This window comes from Streptomyces sp. V3I7, assembly GCF_030817495.1.
GTDB lineage: Bacteria > Actinomycetota > Actinomycetes > Streptomycetales > Streptomycetaceae > Streptomyces.
On the sequence record NZ_JAUSZK010000001.1, the window covers coordinates 944,188 to 961,858 of the forward strand.

Below are 17,671 nucleotides of genomic sequence, written 5' to 3' on the forward strand. Positions count from 1 at the left end.
TGAAAGGGCCCCACCCGGCTGCCGGGTGGGGCCCTTTCAGACACTCACTCAGTCCTCGTACGCGTCCAGCGGCGGGCAGGAGCAGACCAGGTTCCGGTCGCCGAAGGCCTGGTCGATACGGCGCACCGGCGGCCAGTACTTGTCGGCGGCCACGACACCGGCCGGGTAGACGGCCTCCTCACGGCTGTAGGCGTGCTCCCACTCCCCGCCGAGCGCGGCCGCGGTGTGCGGGGCGCCCCGCAGCGGGTTGTCCTCAGCGGGCCACTCCCCGGAGCCGACCTTCTCGATCTCCGTGCGGATGGCGATCATCGCGTCGCAGAACCGGTCCAGCTCGGTCAGGTCCTCCGACTCGGTCGGCTCGATCATGAGCGTGCCGGCCACGGGGAAGGACATCGTCGGCGCGTGGAAGCCGTAGTCGATGAGCCGCTTGGCGACGTCGTCGACGCTCACGCCGGTCGCCTTGGTCAGCGGGCGCAGGTCGATGATGCACTCGTGCGCGACCAGACCGCCGGGACCGGTGTAGAGCACCGGGTAGTGCGGCTCCAGGCGCTTGGCGATGTAGTTGGCGGAGAGCACGGCCACCTGCGTGGCCCGCTTCAGCCCCTCGCCGCCCATGAGACGGACGTACGCCCACGAGATCGGCAGGATGCCCGCGCTGCCGAACGGCGCCGCGGAGATCGGGCCCACGCCCGTCTCCGGGCCGGCCGCCGGCTGGAGCGGGTGGTTCGGCAGGTACGGCGCCAGGTGCGACCGTACGGCCACCGGGCCGACGCCGGGACCGCCGCCGCCGTGCGGGATGCAGAACGTCTTGTGCAGGTTCAGGTGGGAGACGTCGCCGCCGAAGTGGCCCGGCTTGGCGAGGCCGACCAGGGCGTTGAGGTTGGCGCCGTCGACGTAGACCTGGCCGCCGGCCTCGTGGACCTGGGCGCAGATGTCGGCGACGTGCTCCTCGAACACACCGTGCGTGGACGGGTAGGTGATCATCAGCACCGCGAGCTCGTCTCGGTACTGCTCGATCTTGGCGCGCAGGTCCTCGACGTCGATCTCGCCGTCCTCGGCGGTCTTCACGACGACGACCTTCATGCCCGCCATGACGGCGCTGGCGGCGTTGGTGCCGTGCGCGGAGGACGGGATCAGGCAGACGGTGCGCTGCTCATCGCCGCCTGCACGGTGGTACGCGCGTACGGCGAGCAGACCCGCGAACTCGCCCTGGGAACCGGCGTTCGGCTGGAGCGAGACCTTGTCGTACCCGGTGACCTCGGCGAGCCGCTCCTCCAGCTCGCGGATGAGCGTCAGGTAGCCCTCGGCCTGCTCGGCGGGCGCGAAGGGGTGCATCTGCCCGAACTCGGACCAGGTGACCGGCTCCATCTCCGTGGTCGCGTTGAGCTTCATGGTGCAGGAGCCCAGCGGGATCATGCCGCGGTCGAGCGCGTAGTCGCGGTTGGCCAGCCGGCGCAGGTAGCGCAGCATCGCGGTCTCGGAGCGGTACTGGTGGAAAACGGGGTGGGCGAGGTAGTCGTCGGTGCGCTGCAGCGCGTCCGGGAGGGTGTCCTCGGTGACGGCGTCCAGCGCCTCGATGTCGCCCTCGACGCCGAACGCGGCCCAGACGGCCTCCAGCGCGGCCCGGTTGGTGGTCTCGTCGCAGGCGACGGACACGTGGTCGGCGTCGACGAGGCGCAGGTTGACCCCGTTGTCCCGCGCGGCGGCGACGATCTCGGCGGCCCGGCCCTCGGCCTTGACGGTCAGGGTGTCGAAGTAGGCGGCGTGGACCAGTTCGACGCCGCCCTTGGCGAGCCCGGCGGCGAGGATCGTGGCGTAGCGGTGGGTGCGCCGGGCGATGGCCCTGAGGCCCTCGGGACCGTGGTAGACCGCGTACATGCCGGCCATGACAGCCAGCAGGACCTGCGCGGTGCAGATGTTGCTGGTGGCCTTCTCGCGGCGGATGTGCTGCTCACGGGTCTGCAGGGCGAGGCGGTAGGCCTTGTTGCCGTCGGCGTCGACCGAGACGCCGACGAGGCGGCCGGGCAGGCTGCGCGCGAACTTCTCGTGCACCGCCATGTAACCGGCGTGCGGTCCGCCGAAGCCCATCGGCACACCGAAGCGCTGCGTCGTACCGACGGCGATGTCCGCGCCCAGCTCACCGGGCGAGGTCAGCAGGGTCAGCGCGAGCAGGTCGCCGGCGACGGTGACGAGGGCGCCGCGCTCGTGCGCCTGGTCGATCAGCGGCTTGATGTCGCGTACGGCACCGGAGGCGCCCGGGTACTGGATCAGCACGCCGTTGATCTCGCGCTCGGCGAGCTCGGCCGGGATGCCGTCGCTCAGGTCAGCGACGACGACCTCGGCGCCGGTCGGCTCGGCGCGGGTCTCGATCACGGCGACGGTCTGCGGCAGCGCGTCCGCGTCGACCAGGAAGAGGCCCTTCTTGTTCTTGCCCATGCGCCGCGACAGCGCCATGGCCTCGGCGGCCGCGGTGCCCTCGTCGAGCAGGGAGGCACCGGAGGTGGGCAGCCCGGTGAGGTCGGCGACCATCGTCTGGAAGTTGAGCAGGGCCTCCAGCCGGCCCTGGGAGATCTCCGGCTGGTACGGCGTGTAGGCCGTGTACCAGGCGGGGTTCTCCATGACGTTGCGCAGGATGACCGGCGGCGTGAAGGTGCCGTAGTACCCGAGCCCGATCATCGAGCCGAGGACCTGGTTGCGGTCGGCGAGGGAGCGCAGTTCGGCGAGCACCTCGGCCTCGGTGCGCGCGCCCGGCAGGTCCAGGGCGTCGGCGTTCTTGATCACATCCGGCACCGCGGCGGCGGTGAGCTCGTCCAGCGAGCCGTATCCGACCTGGGCCAGCATCTTGGCGCGCGACTCCTGGTCGGGGCCGATGTGGCGCTGCTCGAAGGGGATGCCCGCTTCGAGTGCGGAGAGCGGAATGCGAGGGGCGGTCATTGCGGAGGCCTCCTGGTCTGACGCGACCTGCGAGGGGCACCCCGGCGCGGGTACCCCGACGGCCTCCCCCTCTGTCATCTCGACCTGAGAGCTTCACCGGGCGCCCGGAGGCTCCGGCTTTCACCGTCGGTGAGAGCGGAAGCCGTCGACACCCGCTCTGCTTTCCAGAGTGACCTCGTCCATGCGGTACGTGAGCCTGAGAGATTCCGGGGAGGAGTTGCTCCTTCGGCGCCTCCGGTGATGTCCGGAGGACTCTCCCGCACGGGGTCAGCAGCCGCTAGCCAGCCTACCAGCGAGGGAAACGGCAGGCCTTCGAGTGGCCGCCGGTCCCATTGTGCTCTTTCGTAGTGCTTACGGATGATTCGCTTGCGACCAAGAGGAGGGCCCGTGCAGACCGATATCGATCCGCGCAACCTGATCGGCCGCAAGGCGTTCGACCGCAACGGCACCAAGATCGGCACGATCGACGAGGTGTACCTCGACGACGCCACGGGCGTGCCCGAGTGGGCGGCCATACGAACCGGTCTGTTCTCCCGCGATGCCTTCGTCCCCCTCGAACCGAGCGAACTCATCGAGGGCGCCCTGCGCGTCCCCTTCGACCGCGCCCTCATCAAGGACGCGCCCGACTTCGGCGTGGGCCGCCACCTCTCGCCGGAACAGGAGCTTCAGCTCTACCACCACTACGGCCTCGACGTGGGCGCCCCGCCCGCCGTCCCGGACCACGAGTTCGGCAAGCTGGCCGGCACGGACGAGGTCTGACGCGCTAAGCCCCGGCCGGGCTCTCCTCCTGAGGTCTCTCGGATCTCTCCTCAGGTCTCTCGGATCTCTCTTCGGCTCCTGTCACTGGCTGTTGGACCAGCGGCAGGGGATCCGCCGGTTCCAGGTCCGGGTCGTCGGTCCGGAACGTCCGCACCCGGCCGGGCTCGGAGTCCGGTGTCTCGAAGCGGACGGTGACCCTCCCCAGCCCGCTGCCCTGCACCCAGCCGTGCCCGTACACGCCGTGTCGTACGTCGTGCCCGGCCGGCCAGTGCCGTTCGGCGGCCGCCGTCCGCTCCTCGGCAGCGGGCTCGGCCACGGTCTCCTCGTGCGCCATGTCCGAGTGCTCGCCCGCCGCCTGTGCGAACAGGTCCTCCTGCGTGTAGTCGGCGAGCCCCGAGACGCCCACGCCCAGCAGCCGCACGCCGCCGGTCGTGTCCACGACGTCCAGCAACCGCAGCACCGCCTCCCGCACCACCGCCGGGTCGTCCGTGGGACCACGCAGCGTCTCGGACCGGGTCAGCGTCGAGAAGTCGTACCGCCGCACCTTCAGCACGATGGTCCGCCCGGACAGCCCGGCCTCGCGCAGCCTGCGCACGCACCGGTCGGCGAGCCGCTGCACCTCCAGGCCGACCCGCACCCGGTCATGGATGTCCACGTCGTACGTGTCCTCCACGGACACCGACTTGGCCTCCCGCTCGGCCACGACCGGCCGCTCGTCGTGCGCCAGCGCCATGGCGTACAACGCGTGCCCGTGGGCCTTGCCGAGCAGCCGGACGAGTTCGTCCTCGCCCGCCTCGGCGATCTCGGCGACCGTGGTGATGCCGGCCCGCCTCAGATGATCCCCGGTCGCCGGCCCGACCCCCGGCAGTGTCCGGACCGACATCGGGCCGAGCTTGGCGCGCTCGGTGCCCGGCTCGATCACGACCAGCCCGTTCGGCTTGGCCTCCTCCGAGGCGATCTTCGCGAGCATCTTGGACGCGGCGAGTCCCACCGATCCCGCGAGCCCCGTGACGGCCCGTATGTCCGCGCGCAGCCGCTCCCCGGCCAGCCTTGCCGACGCCTCGTCCCAGGCCGCTCCCCCGGCCTCCAGGTCCACGAACGCCTCGTCCAGGCTCAGCGGCTCCACGAGCGGCGAGAGAGCACGCAGCAGCGCCATCACCTGCTCGCTGATGGACCGGTAGATCCCGAAGCGCGGCACGAGATACGCGGCGTTCGGAGCGAGCCGGCGCGCCTGGGCCATGGGCATCGCCGAGTGCACTCCGAAGACCCTCGCCTCGTACGACGCGGTGGCGACCACTCCCCGCGGTCCGAGGCCGCCCACGACGACGGCCTTCCCGCGCAGGCTCGGCTTGGACGCCTGCTCCACCGAGGCGAAGAAGGCATCCATGTCGAGATGCAGGATCGTGGGCGCGTTTCTCACATCTCCGATGCTGCACCACGCCACTGACAATGCGGCGGGCACGGCACACTCCCGGAGCCCTCGCGCCTCGGAAAGGGGCGTGGCCCGGCCGCCATGCCACGAGGGATCTCCAGCTCACGCGGTTGCCTACCGGACGTCAGTCCGTCGGGCAGACAGCGAGGTCGTCAGACGGCTCGGTTGCGCCGCCGCGCCAGCTCGTCGGCGGGGTTGCGCCCGACCAGCGTCTCCCCGGTGTCGACGCGCTCGCCGTGCAGCTGCGACAGCGCGTTCTCCACGTCCCGCCACACGACCCCGACCGCGATCCCGAAGATGCCCTGGCCGCCCTGGAGCAGGGCGTGGACCTCGTCGGGGGACGTGCACTCGTAGACCGTGGCGCCGTCGCTCATCAGCGTCATGCGCTCCAGGTCGCTGAAGCCGCGCTCACGCAGGTGCTGGACGGCGGTGCGGATGTTCTGGAGCGACACGCCCGTGTCCAGGAACCGCTTGACGATCTTCAGTACGACGACGTCCCGGAAGCTGTAGAGCCGCTGTGTGCCCGAACCGTAGGCGGGCCGCACGCTCGGCTCCACGAGCCCCGTACGGGCCCAGTAGTCGAGCTGCCGGTAGGTGATGCCGGCCGCCGCGCAGGCCGTCGGCCCGCGGTAGCCGATCTCCTCGGATGCCATGGACGCGTCCCCTCCGGTGCCCGGCACGACCGTCGGCCGCTGCGGAGCGTGACCGGCCGGGCTGCCGGGCTGGACGTGCCCCCCGCTCGAGCGGGGCCGGGAGCCTGAGAGAGGGTACGGCCCGCTCTCCCCGAACCCGTGTCCGGGGGCACCCCCAGCCGTACCGTCGCCGCTGTTTCTCACGCCGACCTCCGTCACTTGACCTGCCTTCTCGACGGTAGGCAGTCACCAGGGGTGCGTCAACGATCGCCACACTCGGCACGCCGAGTGATAATCACCCTAGGAGTGGTTTTCCGTGCCCCACCGCGGGGAAAGGCTAGCCGAATGCTCTCCCGGAGGGCCGTAGGACGCTCTCAATGGCCGCTGGCAATTGCCGGGCCCCGACCCGTCACGGACCGTACGGAGTCTCGGCACGGAGCCGGTGGGCGGGCTCACCGGCCGTGAGCCGGCTGCCGTCCGCCCGTCTCACTGGCTGCTGCTGCCGAAGTCCTCCGGCGAGATCTGGTCGAGGAACTCGCGGAACTTCTCCACTTCGTCCTCCTGCTCATCCGGAATCGCGATGCCCGCGTCGTCGAGCACCGTGTCACTGCCGTAGATCGGCGTACCGGTGCGCAGCGCCAGCGCTATGGCGTCGGAGGGGCGGGCACTCACCTCGACCCCACTGGCGAACACCAGCTCCGCGTAGAAGACGCCCTCGCGCAGGTCCGTGATGCGCACTTCGGTGAGCTCCTGGCCGACGGCCTCGAGCACGTCCTTGAAGAGGTCATGGGTCAGCGGCCGCGCCGGCGCCATGCCCTGCTGGGCGAAGGCGATCGCCGTCGCCTCCCCCGGCCCGATCCAGATGGGGAGGTACCGGTCGCCTCCCACTTCACGCAGGAGCACGATCGGTTGGTTCGAGGGCATTTCGACCCGGACACCTACGACATCGAGCTCGTTCACACAGCAACCCTAGGCCGTGCCCGGGACCTTTGGGTAGTCGGACAGGGGCCGGACGCCCGATCCGGGCCCCGGCGCACCCCTCCCGATCAGGGCAGTCGCACGCCGAGCGCGCTCTTCACAAGGGCCGCGTGCAACTCGACCGTGAGAGCGGCCAGCTCCTGTGTACGAGCCTCTGCGTGCGCCCTGGTCTGCGGATTTCGGTGGAGCTTCAGCGGGGCCACCACCTGGTCGACGAGCCCGGCCTCGCGGTCCGCGGCCGCCTTCATCACCCGAAGGTGACGCGGCTCGATCCCGAACCGCCCGAGCGCTGCGACCAGCGAGGCCACGGTGACCGTCTCCGCGTCGTACGCCTCGCCCTCGACCGGAGCGATGAGCCCGTACGACTCCCATTCCGCCAGGACGCTCTCGTCGATCTCGGCGGCCGCGAGCAGCTCCGCCCGCCCGATCCTTGTCGTAGACGGCCCGTGCGACGGCTCCTGCGCGGTCGTGCCGTCCCGCTGACGTCCCACGACCGGCAGCTGGACACTCTCACCGCGTTCCAGGGCGTCGAGATGCTCGCGGATCACCTTCAGCGGCAGATAGTGGTCCCGCTGCATCCTCAGGACGTGCCCGAGGCGCTCGACGTCGCCGGCACTGAACTTGCGATAGCCGGAGGGCGTCCGCCGCGGCTCGATCAGGCCCTCGGACTCCAGGAAGCGGATCTTGGAGATCGTGACGTCGGGGAACTCCGGGCGCAGCGCGTTCAGCACCGCGCCGATGCTCATCAGCCCACTGTCCGTGGCGGCGGTGCCGTTCCCGGCACCGCCGCTCGGTGTTTGAAACATGGACCTTCCCTGGGTTTCCCCCGAGCCATGCCCGGGAGAGGGTCAGCTGCCCTGGCGGCTCGCGTAGAAGACCAGTCGGTACTTGCCGATCTGCACCTCGTCACCGTTCGACAGAGGGACCTGGTCGATCCGCTCGCGGTTGACGTACGTGCCGTTGAGGCTGCCCACGTCGGCCACGGTGAACGAGCCGTCCTCGGCGCGCCGGAACTCCACGTGACTGCGGGAGACGGTGACGTCGTCGAGGAAGATGTCACTCTGCGGATGACGCCCGGCCGTGGTCAGGTCGCCGTCCAGCAGGAAGCGGCTTCCGGAGTTCGGGCCGCGGCGCACCACGAGCAGCGCCGAGCCGCTCGGCAGCGCGTCGACGGCCGCCTGCGCCTCGGGCGACAGCATGGGCGCCGGCGTCTGGCCGGTGACCTCGGAGTCGTACGCCTCGATCCCGGAGATGGAGATCGTGGACGTCGTCTCGGACGGACGCTCCGCGCCCGCACCTGCGCGCAGCGGCGCACCGCAGTGGGAACAGAAGCGCGCGTTCTCCGCGTTGCTGTTACCGCACCTCGAACACACCAGGGCCGACATGGACGGATCCTCCTGCCGCGGCTGCCCCGCCGGGGCATTGGACGCGTACGGGTCGGAGCCAAACCCTCCACCCGTACCTGAGGTTGACGGTTGCCCGAAACCTATGCCGCCGGACTGGGCAGGGTCAACAGACGGCGCGCCCTGGCCTCCCGAAATGTCTCCGCCCGGACCAGCGACCTCGTCGCGGAACAGCGGGCGCTGGCCTCCTGCGTCAGGCTGTGCGCCGTGACGGGCGGTCTCGCTGCCGCCTTCCTCACGCGCGCTCTTGCCGAACAACTTCGCAAACAACTTCACGGGCGATTCCCCTTGACCGAAACAGACCCGCCCGTGGGGCAGGACGAACCCTGATTGCATACACCGGCCGACCCGGACACTCTCACAACGTCCGTATCCACCAAACAGTTTCCACCACGCACCACCTCTTCGATGCGCCGACCCCCCGCAACTCTTGCCCCTGCCGGACGTCCCCCATGCACCGTCGATTCACTGCGATGACGACCGAGCGTAGTCAGGCTGCTCCGCCCGCCGCAAGGCATCTACGACGATCTTGGTCGAACGTTCGACAGTCACCGTGGCCTGCTCCTTCTCCAGAGTCTGCACGACACCTCCGGGGATGTTGAGCGCCGGCTCGAGGTCCTGCGGATTGCCGATGACCTTGAAACGATAGGGGGCCTGGATCTTGTTCCCGTCGACGCTCACCTTGCCGCCGGAGTCCTCCAAATAGGTTCCGGCGACGACGCGTACGCCGTTCACCTCGACCGCCTCGGCTCCGGCCGCACGCAGTTCCTGGATCGCGTCGAGCAGCATGTCCGCGCGGACCGTCCCCTTCGTGTCGTCGACCGTCATCGTGATGCCGGGCCCCTGAGCCGCCACGGTGCCCGCCAGAATGCCGAGTTGCTTCGCCTTCTCGGCCGTCTGCTTGCGTGCCTCGGCGGCCTGGTCGGAGCTGCTCTTCAACTCCTGACGCTGCTTCTCGAGTCCCTGCTTCTCGTCCTCAAGACGCTGAGTACGGTCGTCCAGTTCATCGAGGATGCGGACGAGATCCTCCTGACGGGCGCCGCGTAGCGCGCTGCCGCTGTCGCTGTTCGACGCCACCTGCACGGCCAGGCCGAATCCGAGGCCGAACAGCAGCAGGGCGACGATCAGTTGGGCCCGGGTGACGCGCAGCGGCCACAGCCCGTCGACCAGCCGCTGCCGACCGGTCAGCTCGGGCTCGGGCTTCTCGGCCGGCGCCGGCTCGGACCGCTCCTCGCGCAACTGCCCGGGGCTCGCCTGGGACTCCTGCGCGGGCTCCTCCGCGGCTCGGTCCTCCTGCGCCTTCGCGGGCTGCTCCGCGGGCTTCCCGGAGGGCATGCCCGAAGGCCTCTCCGCCGGCTTCTCGGAAGGCGTCGGCTTCTCGGAGGCCTTCTCAGGGGACTCCTCGGAGGGCTTCTCCTCGGGCGTGCGGGCGGGCCGCTGCCCGGGCACCGGCGACGCGGGCACCTCGTCGGGGAGTTCCTTGCGCAGCCTGTTCTCGGGCCGCTCGTCCTGGTTGCTCATGGATGTCACGCCCGGAACACGTGCCGTCGGATCGCCGCGGCATTGGAGAAGATACGGATACCGAGGACCACGACCACGCCCGTGGACAGCTGCGCGCCGACGCCCAACTTGTCGCCCAGGAACACGATCAGGGCGGCCACGACCACGTTGGACAGGAACGACACCACGAAGACCTTGTCGTCGAAGATCCCGTCGAGCATGGCCCGCAGACCACCGAAGACGGCGTCGAGCGCCGCCACGACGGCGATCGGCAGATACGGCTCGACGACCGCCGGAACCTCGGGCCGGACCAACAGTCCGGCCACGACTCCCACGACGAGGCCCAGTACGGCGATCACGATGTGCCCTTCTCAGTGCTCGGCTGTGCAGTACGTACGATCACACTCGGTGCGGCGGGCAGCCGGAGGTCCTTCTCCGTGGAGATACCGGCACGGATGCCGAAGGACTCCTCCAGGGCGTGCAGATACAGCCCGTCGGCGCTGTTCTGGAACCTGGTGCTCAGCCTGTCCCCGTCCCCCACCGCCAGCACCGTGTACGGCGGCACCAGCGGCTTGTTGTCGACCAGTATCGCGTCACCCGCGGCCCTGATCGCCGACAGGGCGGTCAGCCGCTGTCCGTTGACGGAGACGGCCTCCGCGCCCGACGCCCACAGGCCGTTGACGACGCGCTGCATGTCGCGGTCGCGGATCCGCCCGGTGTCGGAGAACCCGGACGTCGTGCGGGGATTGGTGCCCTCGCCGCCCGCCGTCGCCGACTTCGCGTCGTTGACCACGAGCCGGATACCGGGACCGTGCACCGCCGTCGCGCCCGACAGGATGCCCACCAGGTCCGCCTGGCCGCCGCCGCTCTTCTTCAGCGCCGCCCGCTGACGAGCGCTGACGTCGTCGCGCAGCTTGTCCACGCCCGCCTCGAGACGGTCCGCCGCCGCGGTCTCCCGGTCGATGCGGTCCACCAGCTCCTGGCGCTCCTTGGCCACCGCGGGGGCCGCCACGCGCGCCTGCGCCGCCCCGACGGTCACGACCAGCGCCGCGAGCACCAGACCGCCCGCGAGACCGAGCTTCGCCCGCAGGGTCCTCGGCAGGCCGCCCTGGCCCAGGGACTGCTTCCGGGCTGCGGCCTCGGCGTATCCGTCGTCCAGGCTGTGGTCCATGACGTTGGTGATCAACGACATGGAGGCATCCGGACGAGGGGGCCGCGAGGGTGTGCTCCGAACGGGGGAATGCTGCGGCATGCCGCACATCGTCGCACGTCGCGACCACTACCTCCGAACGGCCCCACCCACGTGCCGGACAGGCCCCCTTGGGGGCACTTGTCCGGCACGCGCGCGTGCTGCGGTTTTTACCGTCCGGCGCTGTCCACGACCTCCGACCACTCGTCGAGCAGCGCCTGCGCGGAGGCGTCGTCCGGGCCCTCCGCCCACAGGTGGGTGACCGCCTCCGCCGGGTCGGGCAGCACCATCACCCAGCGGCCGTCCGCCTCGACGACCCGTACGCCGTCCGTCGTGTCGACGGAGCGGTCCCCGGCGGCCTCGACGACCCGCCGCATCACGAGCCCCTTGACCGCCCAGGGCGTCGCGAGGTCCCGCTTGAGGACGTGCGCGCGCGGGATCCGCGCGTCGATCTGGCTCAGGGTGAGCTGCGTACGCGCCACCAGACCGATGAGCCGTACGAAGGCGGCCGTACCGTCGTAGACGCTGCTGAACTCCGGGACGATGAAACCGCCCCTGCCGTCACCGCCGAAGATGGTCCCTTCCTCGCCCCCCACGCGCGTGAGGTCGTCGGGCGAGGTCGTGGTCCACTCGACCTGGGTGCCGTGATACGCGGCGACCTGCTCGGCGATCCTGGTCGTGGTCACCGGAAGCGCCACACGCCCGCTGCGCCGCTCGGCGGCCACCAGGTCCAGCATCACCAGCAGGGCCCGGTCGTCCTCGATGATGCGGCCCTTCTCGTCCACCAGGGACAGCCGCTCGCCGACCGGGTCGAACCGCACGCCGAAGGCGGCACCCGAGGACGCCACTATCTCGCCCAGACGCACCAGGCCGGCCCGCCGCATCTCGTCCGTCTCCGTCGGCCTGGACTCGTCGAGGCCGGGGTTGACGGTCAGCGAGTCCACACCGAGCTTGCCGAGCAGGCTGGGCAGCACGAGCCCCGCACTGCCGTTGGACGCGTCCACGACGACCTTGAGCCCCGACTCGGCGATCCCGGTCGTGTCGACGTTCCGCAGCAGCGATCCGGTGTACGAGTCGAAGACGCTGGACGGGAAGTGCAGGTCTCCGATCTCGCCGGGGAACGCGCGCCGGTACTCCTGCCGCGCGAACACCCGGTCCAGCTTGCGCTGGCTCGCCTGGGAGAGGTCGGCCCCCTGCCCGTCGAAGAACATGATGTCGACCGAGTCCGGCACCCCGGGCGTGGTCCGGATCATGATCCCGCCGGCACTGCCGCGCGCGGTCTGCTGCCGGGCCACGGGCAGCGGTACGTTCTCCAGGTCCCGTACGTCCATGGCGCTGGCCTGCAGCGCGGATATGACCGCCCGCTTCAGCGCACGGGCACCGCGGGAGTGGTCGCGGGCCGTGGTGACGGTCGACCCCTTCTTGAGGGTGCTGGCGTAGGCGCCGGCCAGCCGCACGGCCAGTTCGGGCGTGATCTCCACGTTCAGGATGCCGGACACCCCACGCGCGCCGAAGAGGTGCGCCTGCCCCCTGGACTCCCAGATGACCGAGGTGTTGACGAAGGCACCGGCCTCGATGGTCTTGAACGGGTACACCCGGACGTTGCCCTGGACGATCGATTCCTCGCCGATCAGGCACTCGTCCCCGATGACCGCGCCGTCCTCGATCCGGGCCGCACGCATGATGTCGGTGTTCTTGCCGACCACACAGCCGCGCAGATTGCTGTGCTGTCCGATGTACACGTTGTCGTGCACGACCGCCCGGTCCAGGAACGCACCGCTCTTGACGACCACGTTCGACCCGACCACCGTGTGCTCACGGAGCTCGGCGCCGGCCTCGACCTTGGCGTAGTCACCGATGTAGAGCGGTCCGCGGAGCACGGCATCGGGATGCACCTCGGCACCCTCCGCGACCCACACGCCCGGCGAGATCTCGAATCCGTCGATGTCGACGTCGACCTTGCCCTCCAGGACATCGGCCTGCGCCTTCACATAGGACTCGTGCGTGCCGACGTCCTCCCAGTAGCCCTCGGCGACATAGCCGTAGATCGGCTTGCCTTCCTTCATCAGCTGCGGGAAGACGTCGCCGGACCAGTCGACGGGCACATCGGGATCGACGTAGTCGAAGACTTCGGGCTCCATGACATAGATGCCCGTGTTCACGGTGTCGGAGAAGACCTGGCCCCAGGTCGGTTTCTCGAGGAAACGCTCGACCTTGCCGTCCTCGTCGACGATGGTGATGCCGAACTCCAGCGGATTGGGCACACGCGTCAGACAGACGGTGACCAGCGCGCCCTTCTCCTTGTGGAAATCGATCAGATCGGTGAGGTCGAAGTCGGTCAGGGCGTCGCCGGAAATGACGAGGAACGCATCGTCCTTCAACGCCTCCTCGGCGTTCTTGACGCTTCCGGCGGTACCGAGTGGCTTCTCCTCATTGGCATAAGTGAGCTCCATTCCGAGCTCCTCGCCGTCACCGAAGTAGTTCTTGACGAGCGACGCCAGGAACTGCACGGTCACGACGGTCTCGTTGAGCCCATGCCTTTTGAGCAGTCGCAGCACATGCTCCATGATCGGGCGGTTCACCACGGGCAGGAGCGGCTTGGGCATGCTCGAGGTCATAGGGCGAAGGCGCGTGCCTTCGCCTCCGGCCATCACGACGGCCTTCATGTCGGAAGCGTCCTCCTCCAAGAGACGACGGTCTAGCCGACTTCACCCGTCAAGATTGTCCCGCACTTTTCCGTCGCGGGCCATCGAGCCGCTGCGCACGGACAATCGCCGAGGTCAGTCGGCCATGGCGACGTCCGCACGAACCAAGCGGCGGACCTGCACCACGTAGAGCACTCCTGCCCACCAGTACAGCGTCGTACCCCAACCGGCGAACGCCCAGCCGAAAACCGCGGCCAGTGACGAGATCCATCCGCTTCCGTCGCTGAGGAGGAGCAGGGGGAAGGCATACATGAGATTGAACGTCGCGGCCTTGCCCAGGAAGTTCACCTGCGGCGGCGGATAGCCGTGCCGGCGGAGGATGCCGACCATCACCAGCAGAAGTAGCTCCCGCGCCAGTAGTACGGCCGTCAACCAGACGGGGAGGATCTCACGCCAGGTGAGTCCGACCAGCGTCGAGAGGATGTACAGCCGGTCGGCAGCGGGGTCGAGAAGCCGGCCGAGGCTGCTGATCTGGTTCCAGCGCCGGGCGAGCTTGCCGTCCAGATAGTCGCTGACCCCGCTCAGCGCGAGCACCAGCAGTGCCCAGCCATCGCTCTTGGGGCCGCCGAACTCGGGCCTGAGGATCAACCACAGGAAGACGGGTACGCCGACCAGACGCGCCATGCTGAGGATGTTCGGGAGCGTGAGGACCCGGTCCGTCTGGACACGGGTCTCCTGGACCTCCACCCGGGGGCCTCCTGTGGGGAAACGGGCCAACTATGCTTATCGACCTTACATCAACACAAAAAAGCTCCGGCTCTCGGGCATAGTGCCCAAGAGCCGGAGCTGTAAAAGGAGTTCGGCGGCGTCCTACTCTCCCACAGGGTCCCCCCTGCAGTACCATCGGCGCTGTGAGGCTTAGCTTCCGGGTTCGGAATGTAACCGGGCGTTTCCCTCACGCTATGACCACCGAAACACTATGAAACTGACAACCAGACCACGCTCTGTGAAACGTGGGGCTGTTCGTGGTTTCAGAACCAACACAGTGGACGCGAGCAACTGAGGACAAGCCCTCGGCCTATTAGTACCAGTCAACTCCACCCGTTACCGGGCTTCCATATCTGGCCTATCAACCCAGTCGTCTACTGGGAGCCTTACCCTCTCAAGGAGGTGGGAATACTCATCTCGAAGCAGGCTTCCCGCTTAGATGCTTTCAGCGGTTATCCCTCCCGAACGTAGCCAACCAGCCATGCCCTTGGCAGGACAACTGGCACACCAGAGGTTCGTCCGTCCCGGTCCTCTCGTACTAGGGACAGCCCTTCTCAATATTCCTACGCGCACAGCGGATAGGGACCGAACTGTCTCACGACGTTCTAAACCCAGCTCGCGTACCGCTTTAATGGGCGAACAGCCCAACCCTTGGGACCGACTCCAGCCCCAGGATGCGACGAGCCGACATCGAGGTGCCAAACCATCCCGTCGATATGGACTCTTGGGGAAGATCAGCCTGTTATCCCCGGGGTACCTTTTATCCGTTGAGCGACGGCGCTTCCACAAGCCACCGCCGGATCACTAGTCCCGACTTTCGTCCCTGCTCGACCCGTCGGTCTCACAGTCAAGCTCCCTTGTGCACTTACACTCAACACCTGATTACCAACCAGGCTGAGGGAACCTTTGGGCGCCTCCGTTACTCTTTAGGAGGCAACCGCCCCAGTTAAACTACCCATCAGACACTGTCCCTGATCCGGATCACGGACCCAGGTTAGACATCCAGCACGACCAGACTGGTATTTCAACGACGACTCCCACGACACTGGCGTGCCGTGCTCAAAGTCTCCCAGCTATCCTACACAAGCCGAACCGAACACCAATATCAAACTGTAGTAAAGGTCCCGGGGTCTTTCCGTCCTGCTGCGCGAAACGAGCATCTTTACTCGTAGTGCAATTTCACCGGGCCTATGGTTGAGACAGTCGAGAAGTCGTTACGCCATTCGTGCAGGTCGGAACTTACCCGACAAGGAATTTCGCTACCTTAGGATGGTTATAGTTACCACCGCCGTTTACTGGCGCTTAAGTTCTCAGCTTCGCACGCCCGAAAGCGCACTAACCGGTCCCCTTAACGTTCCAGCACCGGGCAGGCGTCAGTCCGTATACATCGCCTTACGGCTTCGCACGGACCTGTGTTTTTAGTAAACAGTCGCTTCTCGCTGGTCTCTGCGGCCACCCCCAGCTCGAGCAGCAAGTGCTCTCACCAGTGATGGCCCCCCTTCTCCCGAAGTTACGGGGGCATTTTGCCGAGTTCCTTAACCATAGTTCACCCGAACGCCTCGGTATTCTCTACCTGACCACCTGAGTCGGTTTAGGGTACGGGCCGCCATGAAACTCGCTAGAGGCTTTTCTCGACAGCATAGGATCATCCACTTCACCACAATCGGCTCGGCATCAGGTCTCAGACTCATGGTGTGCGGATTTGCCTACACACCGTCCTACACCCTTACCCCGGGACAACCATCGCCCGGGCTGGACTACCTTCCTGCGTCACCCCATCACTCACCTACTAACCGCTTGGGCCGGCGGCTCCACCACTTTCCTTTCCCCGAAGGGTCCGGAACGGCTTCACGGCCTTAGCATCACGATGCTCGATGTTTGACGCTTCACAGCGGGTACCGGAATATCAACCGGTTATCCATCGACTACGCCTGTCGGCCTCGCCTTAGGTCCCGACTTACCCTGGGCAGATCAGCTTGACCCAGGAACCCTTAGTCAATCGGCGCACACGTTTCTCACGTGTGTATCGCTACTCATGCCTGCATTCTCACTCGTGAACCGTCCACAACTCGCTTCCGCGGCTGCTTCACCCGGCACACGACGCTCCCCTACCCATCCATACACCCGTTGGGGCTTATTGTATGAATGACACGACTTCGGCGGTACGCTTGAGCCCCGCTACATTGTCGGCGCGGAATCACTAGACCAGTGAGCTATTACGCACTCTTTCAAGGGTGGCTGCTTCTAAGCCAACCTCCTGGTTGTCTGTGCGACTCCACATCCTTTCCCACTTAGCGTACGCTTAGGGGCCTTAGTCGATGCTCTGGGCTGTTTCCCTCTCGACCATGGAGCTTATCCCCCACAGTCTCACTGCCGTGCTCTCACTTACCGGCATTCGGAGTTTGGCTAAGGTCAGTAACCCGGTAGGGCCCATCGCCTATCCAGTGCTCTACCTCCGGCAAGAAACACACGACGCTGCACCTAAATGCATTTCGGGGAGAACCAGCTATCACGGAGTTTGATTGGCCTTTCACCCCTAACCACAGGTCATCCCCCAGGTTTTCAACCCTGGTGGGTTCGGTCCTCCACGAAGTCTTACCTCCGCTTCAACCTGCCCATGGCTAGATCACTCCGCTTCGGGTCTTGAGCGTGCTACTGAATCGCCCTGTTCGGACTCGCTTTCGCTACGGCTTCCCCACACGGGTTAACCTCGCAACACACCGCAAACTCGCAGGCTCATTCTTCAAAAGGCACGCAGTCACGAGAAGCACCAAAGTGCTTCCGACGCTCCCACGGCTTGTAGGCACACGGTTTCAGGTACTATTTCACTCCGCTCCCGCGGTACTTTTCACCATTCCCTCACGGTACTATCCGCTATCGGTCACCAGGGAATATTTAGGCTTAGCGGGTGGTCCCGCCAGATTCACACGGGATTTCTCGGGCCCCGTGCTACTTGGGTGTCTCTCAAACGAGCCGCTGACGTTTCGACTACGGGGGTCTTACCCTCTACGCCGGACCTTTCGCATGTCCTTCGTCTACATCAACGGTTTCTGACTCGTCCTGTCGCCGGCAGACGACAGAAGAGAGATCCCACAACCCCCACGACGCAACCCCTGCCGGGTCTCACACGTCGTAGGTTTGGCCTCATCCGGTTTCGCTCGCCACTACTCCCGGAATCACGGTTGTTTTCTCTTCCTGCGGGTACTGAGATGTTTCACTTCCCCGCGTTCCCTCCACACTGCCTATGTGTTCAGCAGCGGGTGACAGCCCATGACGACTGCCGGGTTTCCCCATTCGGAAACCCCCGGATCAAAGCCTGGTTGACGGCTCCCCGGGGACTATCGTGGCCTCCCACGTCCTTCATCGGTTCCTGGTACCAAGGCATCCACCGTGCGCCCTTAAAAACTTGGCCACAGATGCTCGCGTCCACT

At 67.2% G+C, this 17,671-nt stretch carries 11 protein-coding genes, 2 rRNA genes, 1 pseudogene and 1 riboswitch; of the genes and pseudogenes, 1 reads left to right on the forward strand and 13 read right to left on the reverse strand.

Translation table 11 applies throughout. From position 1 onward, the window contains the following. Positions 1-48 precede the first annotated feature (48 nt). Positions 49-2,934, reverse strand: coding sequence for an aminomethyl-transferring glycine dehydrogenase (gene gcvP / locus QFZ74_RS04560; RefSeq protein WP_307619487.1), 2,886 nt, complete (start codon positions 2,932-2,934; stop codon positions 49-51). 174 nt (positions 2,935-3,108) lie between these two features. Beyond that, a riboswitch (glycine riboswitch) is annotated at positions 3,109-3,204 on the reverse strand. A gap of 117 nt (positions 3,205-3,321) precedes the next feature. Here gcvP and QFZ74_RS04565 point away from each other — a divergent pair. Continuing rightward, positions 3,322-3,693: a PRC-barrel domain-containing protein gene (locus QFZ74_RS04565; protein ID WP_307619488.1), complete on the forward strand. Its 372-nt coding sequence runs from the start codon at positions 3,322-3,324 to the stop codon at positions 3,691-3,693. Here the strand turns inward: QFZ74_RS04565 and QFZ74_RS04570 are convergent. From QFZ74_RS04570 to QFZ74_RS04625, 12 genes and pseudogenes are all read right to left on the reverse strand, one after another. Further along, positions 3,615-5,113, reverse strand: a pseudogene (locus QFZ74_RS04570) (DNA polymerase IV). The gene QFZ74_RS04565 and the pseudogene QFZ74_RS04570 overlap by 79 nt on opposite strands. 164 nt (positions 5,114-5,277) lie before the next feature. Next, positions 5,278-5,961, reverse strand: a complete 684-nt coding sequence (locus tag QFZ74_RS04575) for a MerR family transcriptional regulator (RefSeq protein WP_307619490.1) — start codon at positions 5,959-5,961, stop codon at positions 5,278-5,280. A 282-nt stretch (positions 5,962-6,243) separates the two neighbouring features. Continuing rightward, positions 6,244-6,717, reverse strand: coding sequence for a bifunctional nuclease family protein (locus QFZ74_RS04580; RefSeq protein ID WP_003988851.1), 474 nt, complete (start codon positions 6,715-6,717; stop codon positions 6,244-6,246). 86 nt (positions 6,718-6,803) lie between these two features. Then, entirely contained in the window at positions 6,804-7,541 is a 738-nt protein-coding gene (locus tag QFZ74_RS04585) for a MerR family transcriptional regulator (protein ID WP_307619491.1), read from the reverse strand. Between the two features lie 42 nt (positions 7,542-7,583). Then, on the reverse strand, positions 7,584-8,474 hold the full coding sequence (locus QFZ74_RS04590; RefSeq protein ID WP_307619492.1) for an FHA domain-containing protein: 891 nt from the start codon (positions 8,472-8,474) through the stop codon (positions 7,584-7,586). Positions 8,475-8,603: 129 nt separating this feature from the next. Further along, positions 8,604-9,659: a DUF881 domain-containing protein gene (locus QFZ74_RS04595; RefSeq protein ID WP_373462346.1), complete on the reverse strand. Its 1,056-nt coding sequence runs from the start codon at positions 9,657-9,659 to the stop codon at positions 8,604-8,606. A gap of 5 nt (positions 9,660-9,664) precedes the next feature. Beyond that, positions 9,665-9,997 (reverse strand): small basic family protein, encoded by a 333-nt coding sequence (locus tag QFZ74_RS04600; RefSeq protein ID WP_003988855.1) that lies wholly within the window; start codon positions 9,995-9,997, stop codon positions 9,665-9,667. Beyond that, positions 9,994-10,830, reverse strand: a complete 837-nt coding sequence (locus tag QFZ74_RS04605; protein WP_307619493.1) for a DUF881 domain-containing protein — start codon at positions 10,828-10,830, stop codon at positions 9,994-9,996. Before QFZ74_RS04605 ends, QFZ74_RS04600 begins: the two co-directional genes overlap by 4 nt. Before the next feature lie 167 nt (positions 10,831-10,997). After that, positions 10,998-13,493 (reverse strand): mannose-1-phosphate guanyltransferase, encoded by a 2,496-nt coding sequence (locus QFZ74_RS04610; RefSeq protein ID WP_307619494.1) that lies wholly within the window; start codon positions 13,491-13,493, stop codon positions 10,998-11,000. Between the two features lie 114 nt (positions 13,494-13,607). Then, the gene (locus QFZ74_RS04615) at positions 13,608-14,219 is read right to left on the reverse strand and encodes a CDP-alcohol phosphatidyltransferase family protein (protein WP_307619495.1); all 612 of its coding nucleotides are present in this window, start codon (positions 14,217-14,219) and stop codon (positions 13,608-13,610) included. A gap of 110 nt (positions 14,220-14,329) precedes the next feature. After that, positions 14,330-14,446: ribosomal RNA gene (gene rrf, locus QFZ74_RS04620) — 5S ribosomal RNA — on the reverse strand. A gap of 87 nt (positions 14,447-14,533) precedes the next feature. Continuing rightward, positions 14,534-17,652: ribosomal RNA gene (locus tag QFZ74_RS04625) — 23S ribosomal RNA — on the reverse strand. Positions 17,653-17,671: the final 19 nt, after the last annotated feature.

Excerpts from the sequence above, each read along its gene's own strand:
- QFZ74_RS04590 (WP_307619492.1), bottom strand. The coding sequence starts at position 8,474 with ATGCAATCAGGGTTCGTCCTGCCCCACGGGCGGGTCTGTTTCGGTCAA.
- gcvP (WP_307619487.1), bottom strand. The coding sequence starts at position 2,934 with ATGACCGCCCCTCGCATTCCGCTCTCCGCACTCGAAGCGGGCATCCCC.
- QFZ74_RS04595 (WP_373462346.1), bottom strand. The coding sequence starts at position 9,659 with ATGAGCAACCAGGACGAGCGGCCCGAGAACAGGCTGCGCAAGGAACTC.
- QFZ74_RS04605 (WP_307619493.1), bottom strand. The coding sequence starts at position 10,830 with ATGTCGTTGATCACCAACGTCATGGACCACAGCCTGGACGACGGATAC.
- QFZ74_RS04610 (WP_307619494.1), bottom strand. The coding sequence starts at position 13,493 with ATGAAGGCCGTCGTGATGGCCGGAGGCGAAGGCACGCGCCTTCGCCCT.
- QFZ74_RS04585 (WP_307619491.1), bottom strand. The coding sequence starts at position 7,541 with ATGTTTCAAACACCGAGCGGCGGTGCCGGGAACGGCACCGCCGCCACG.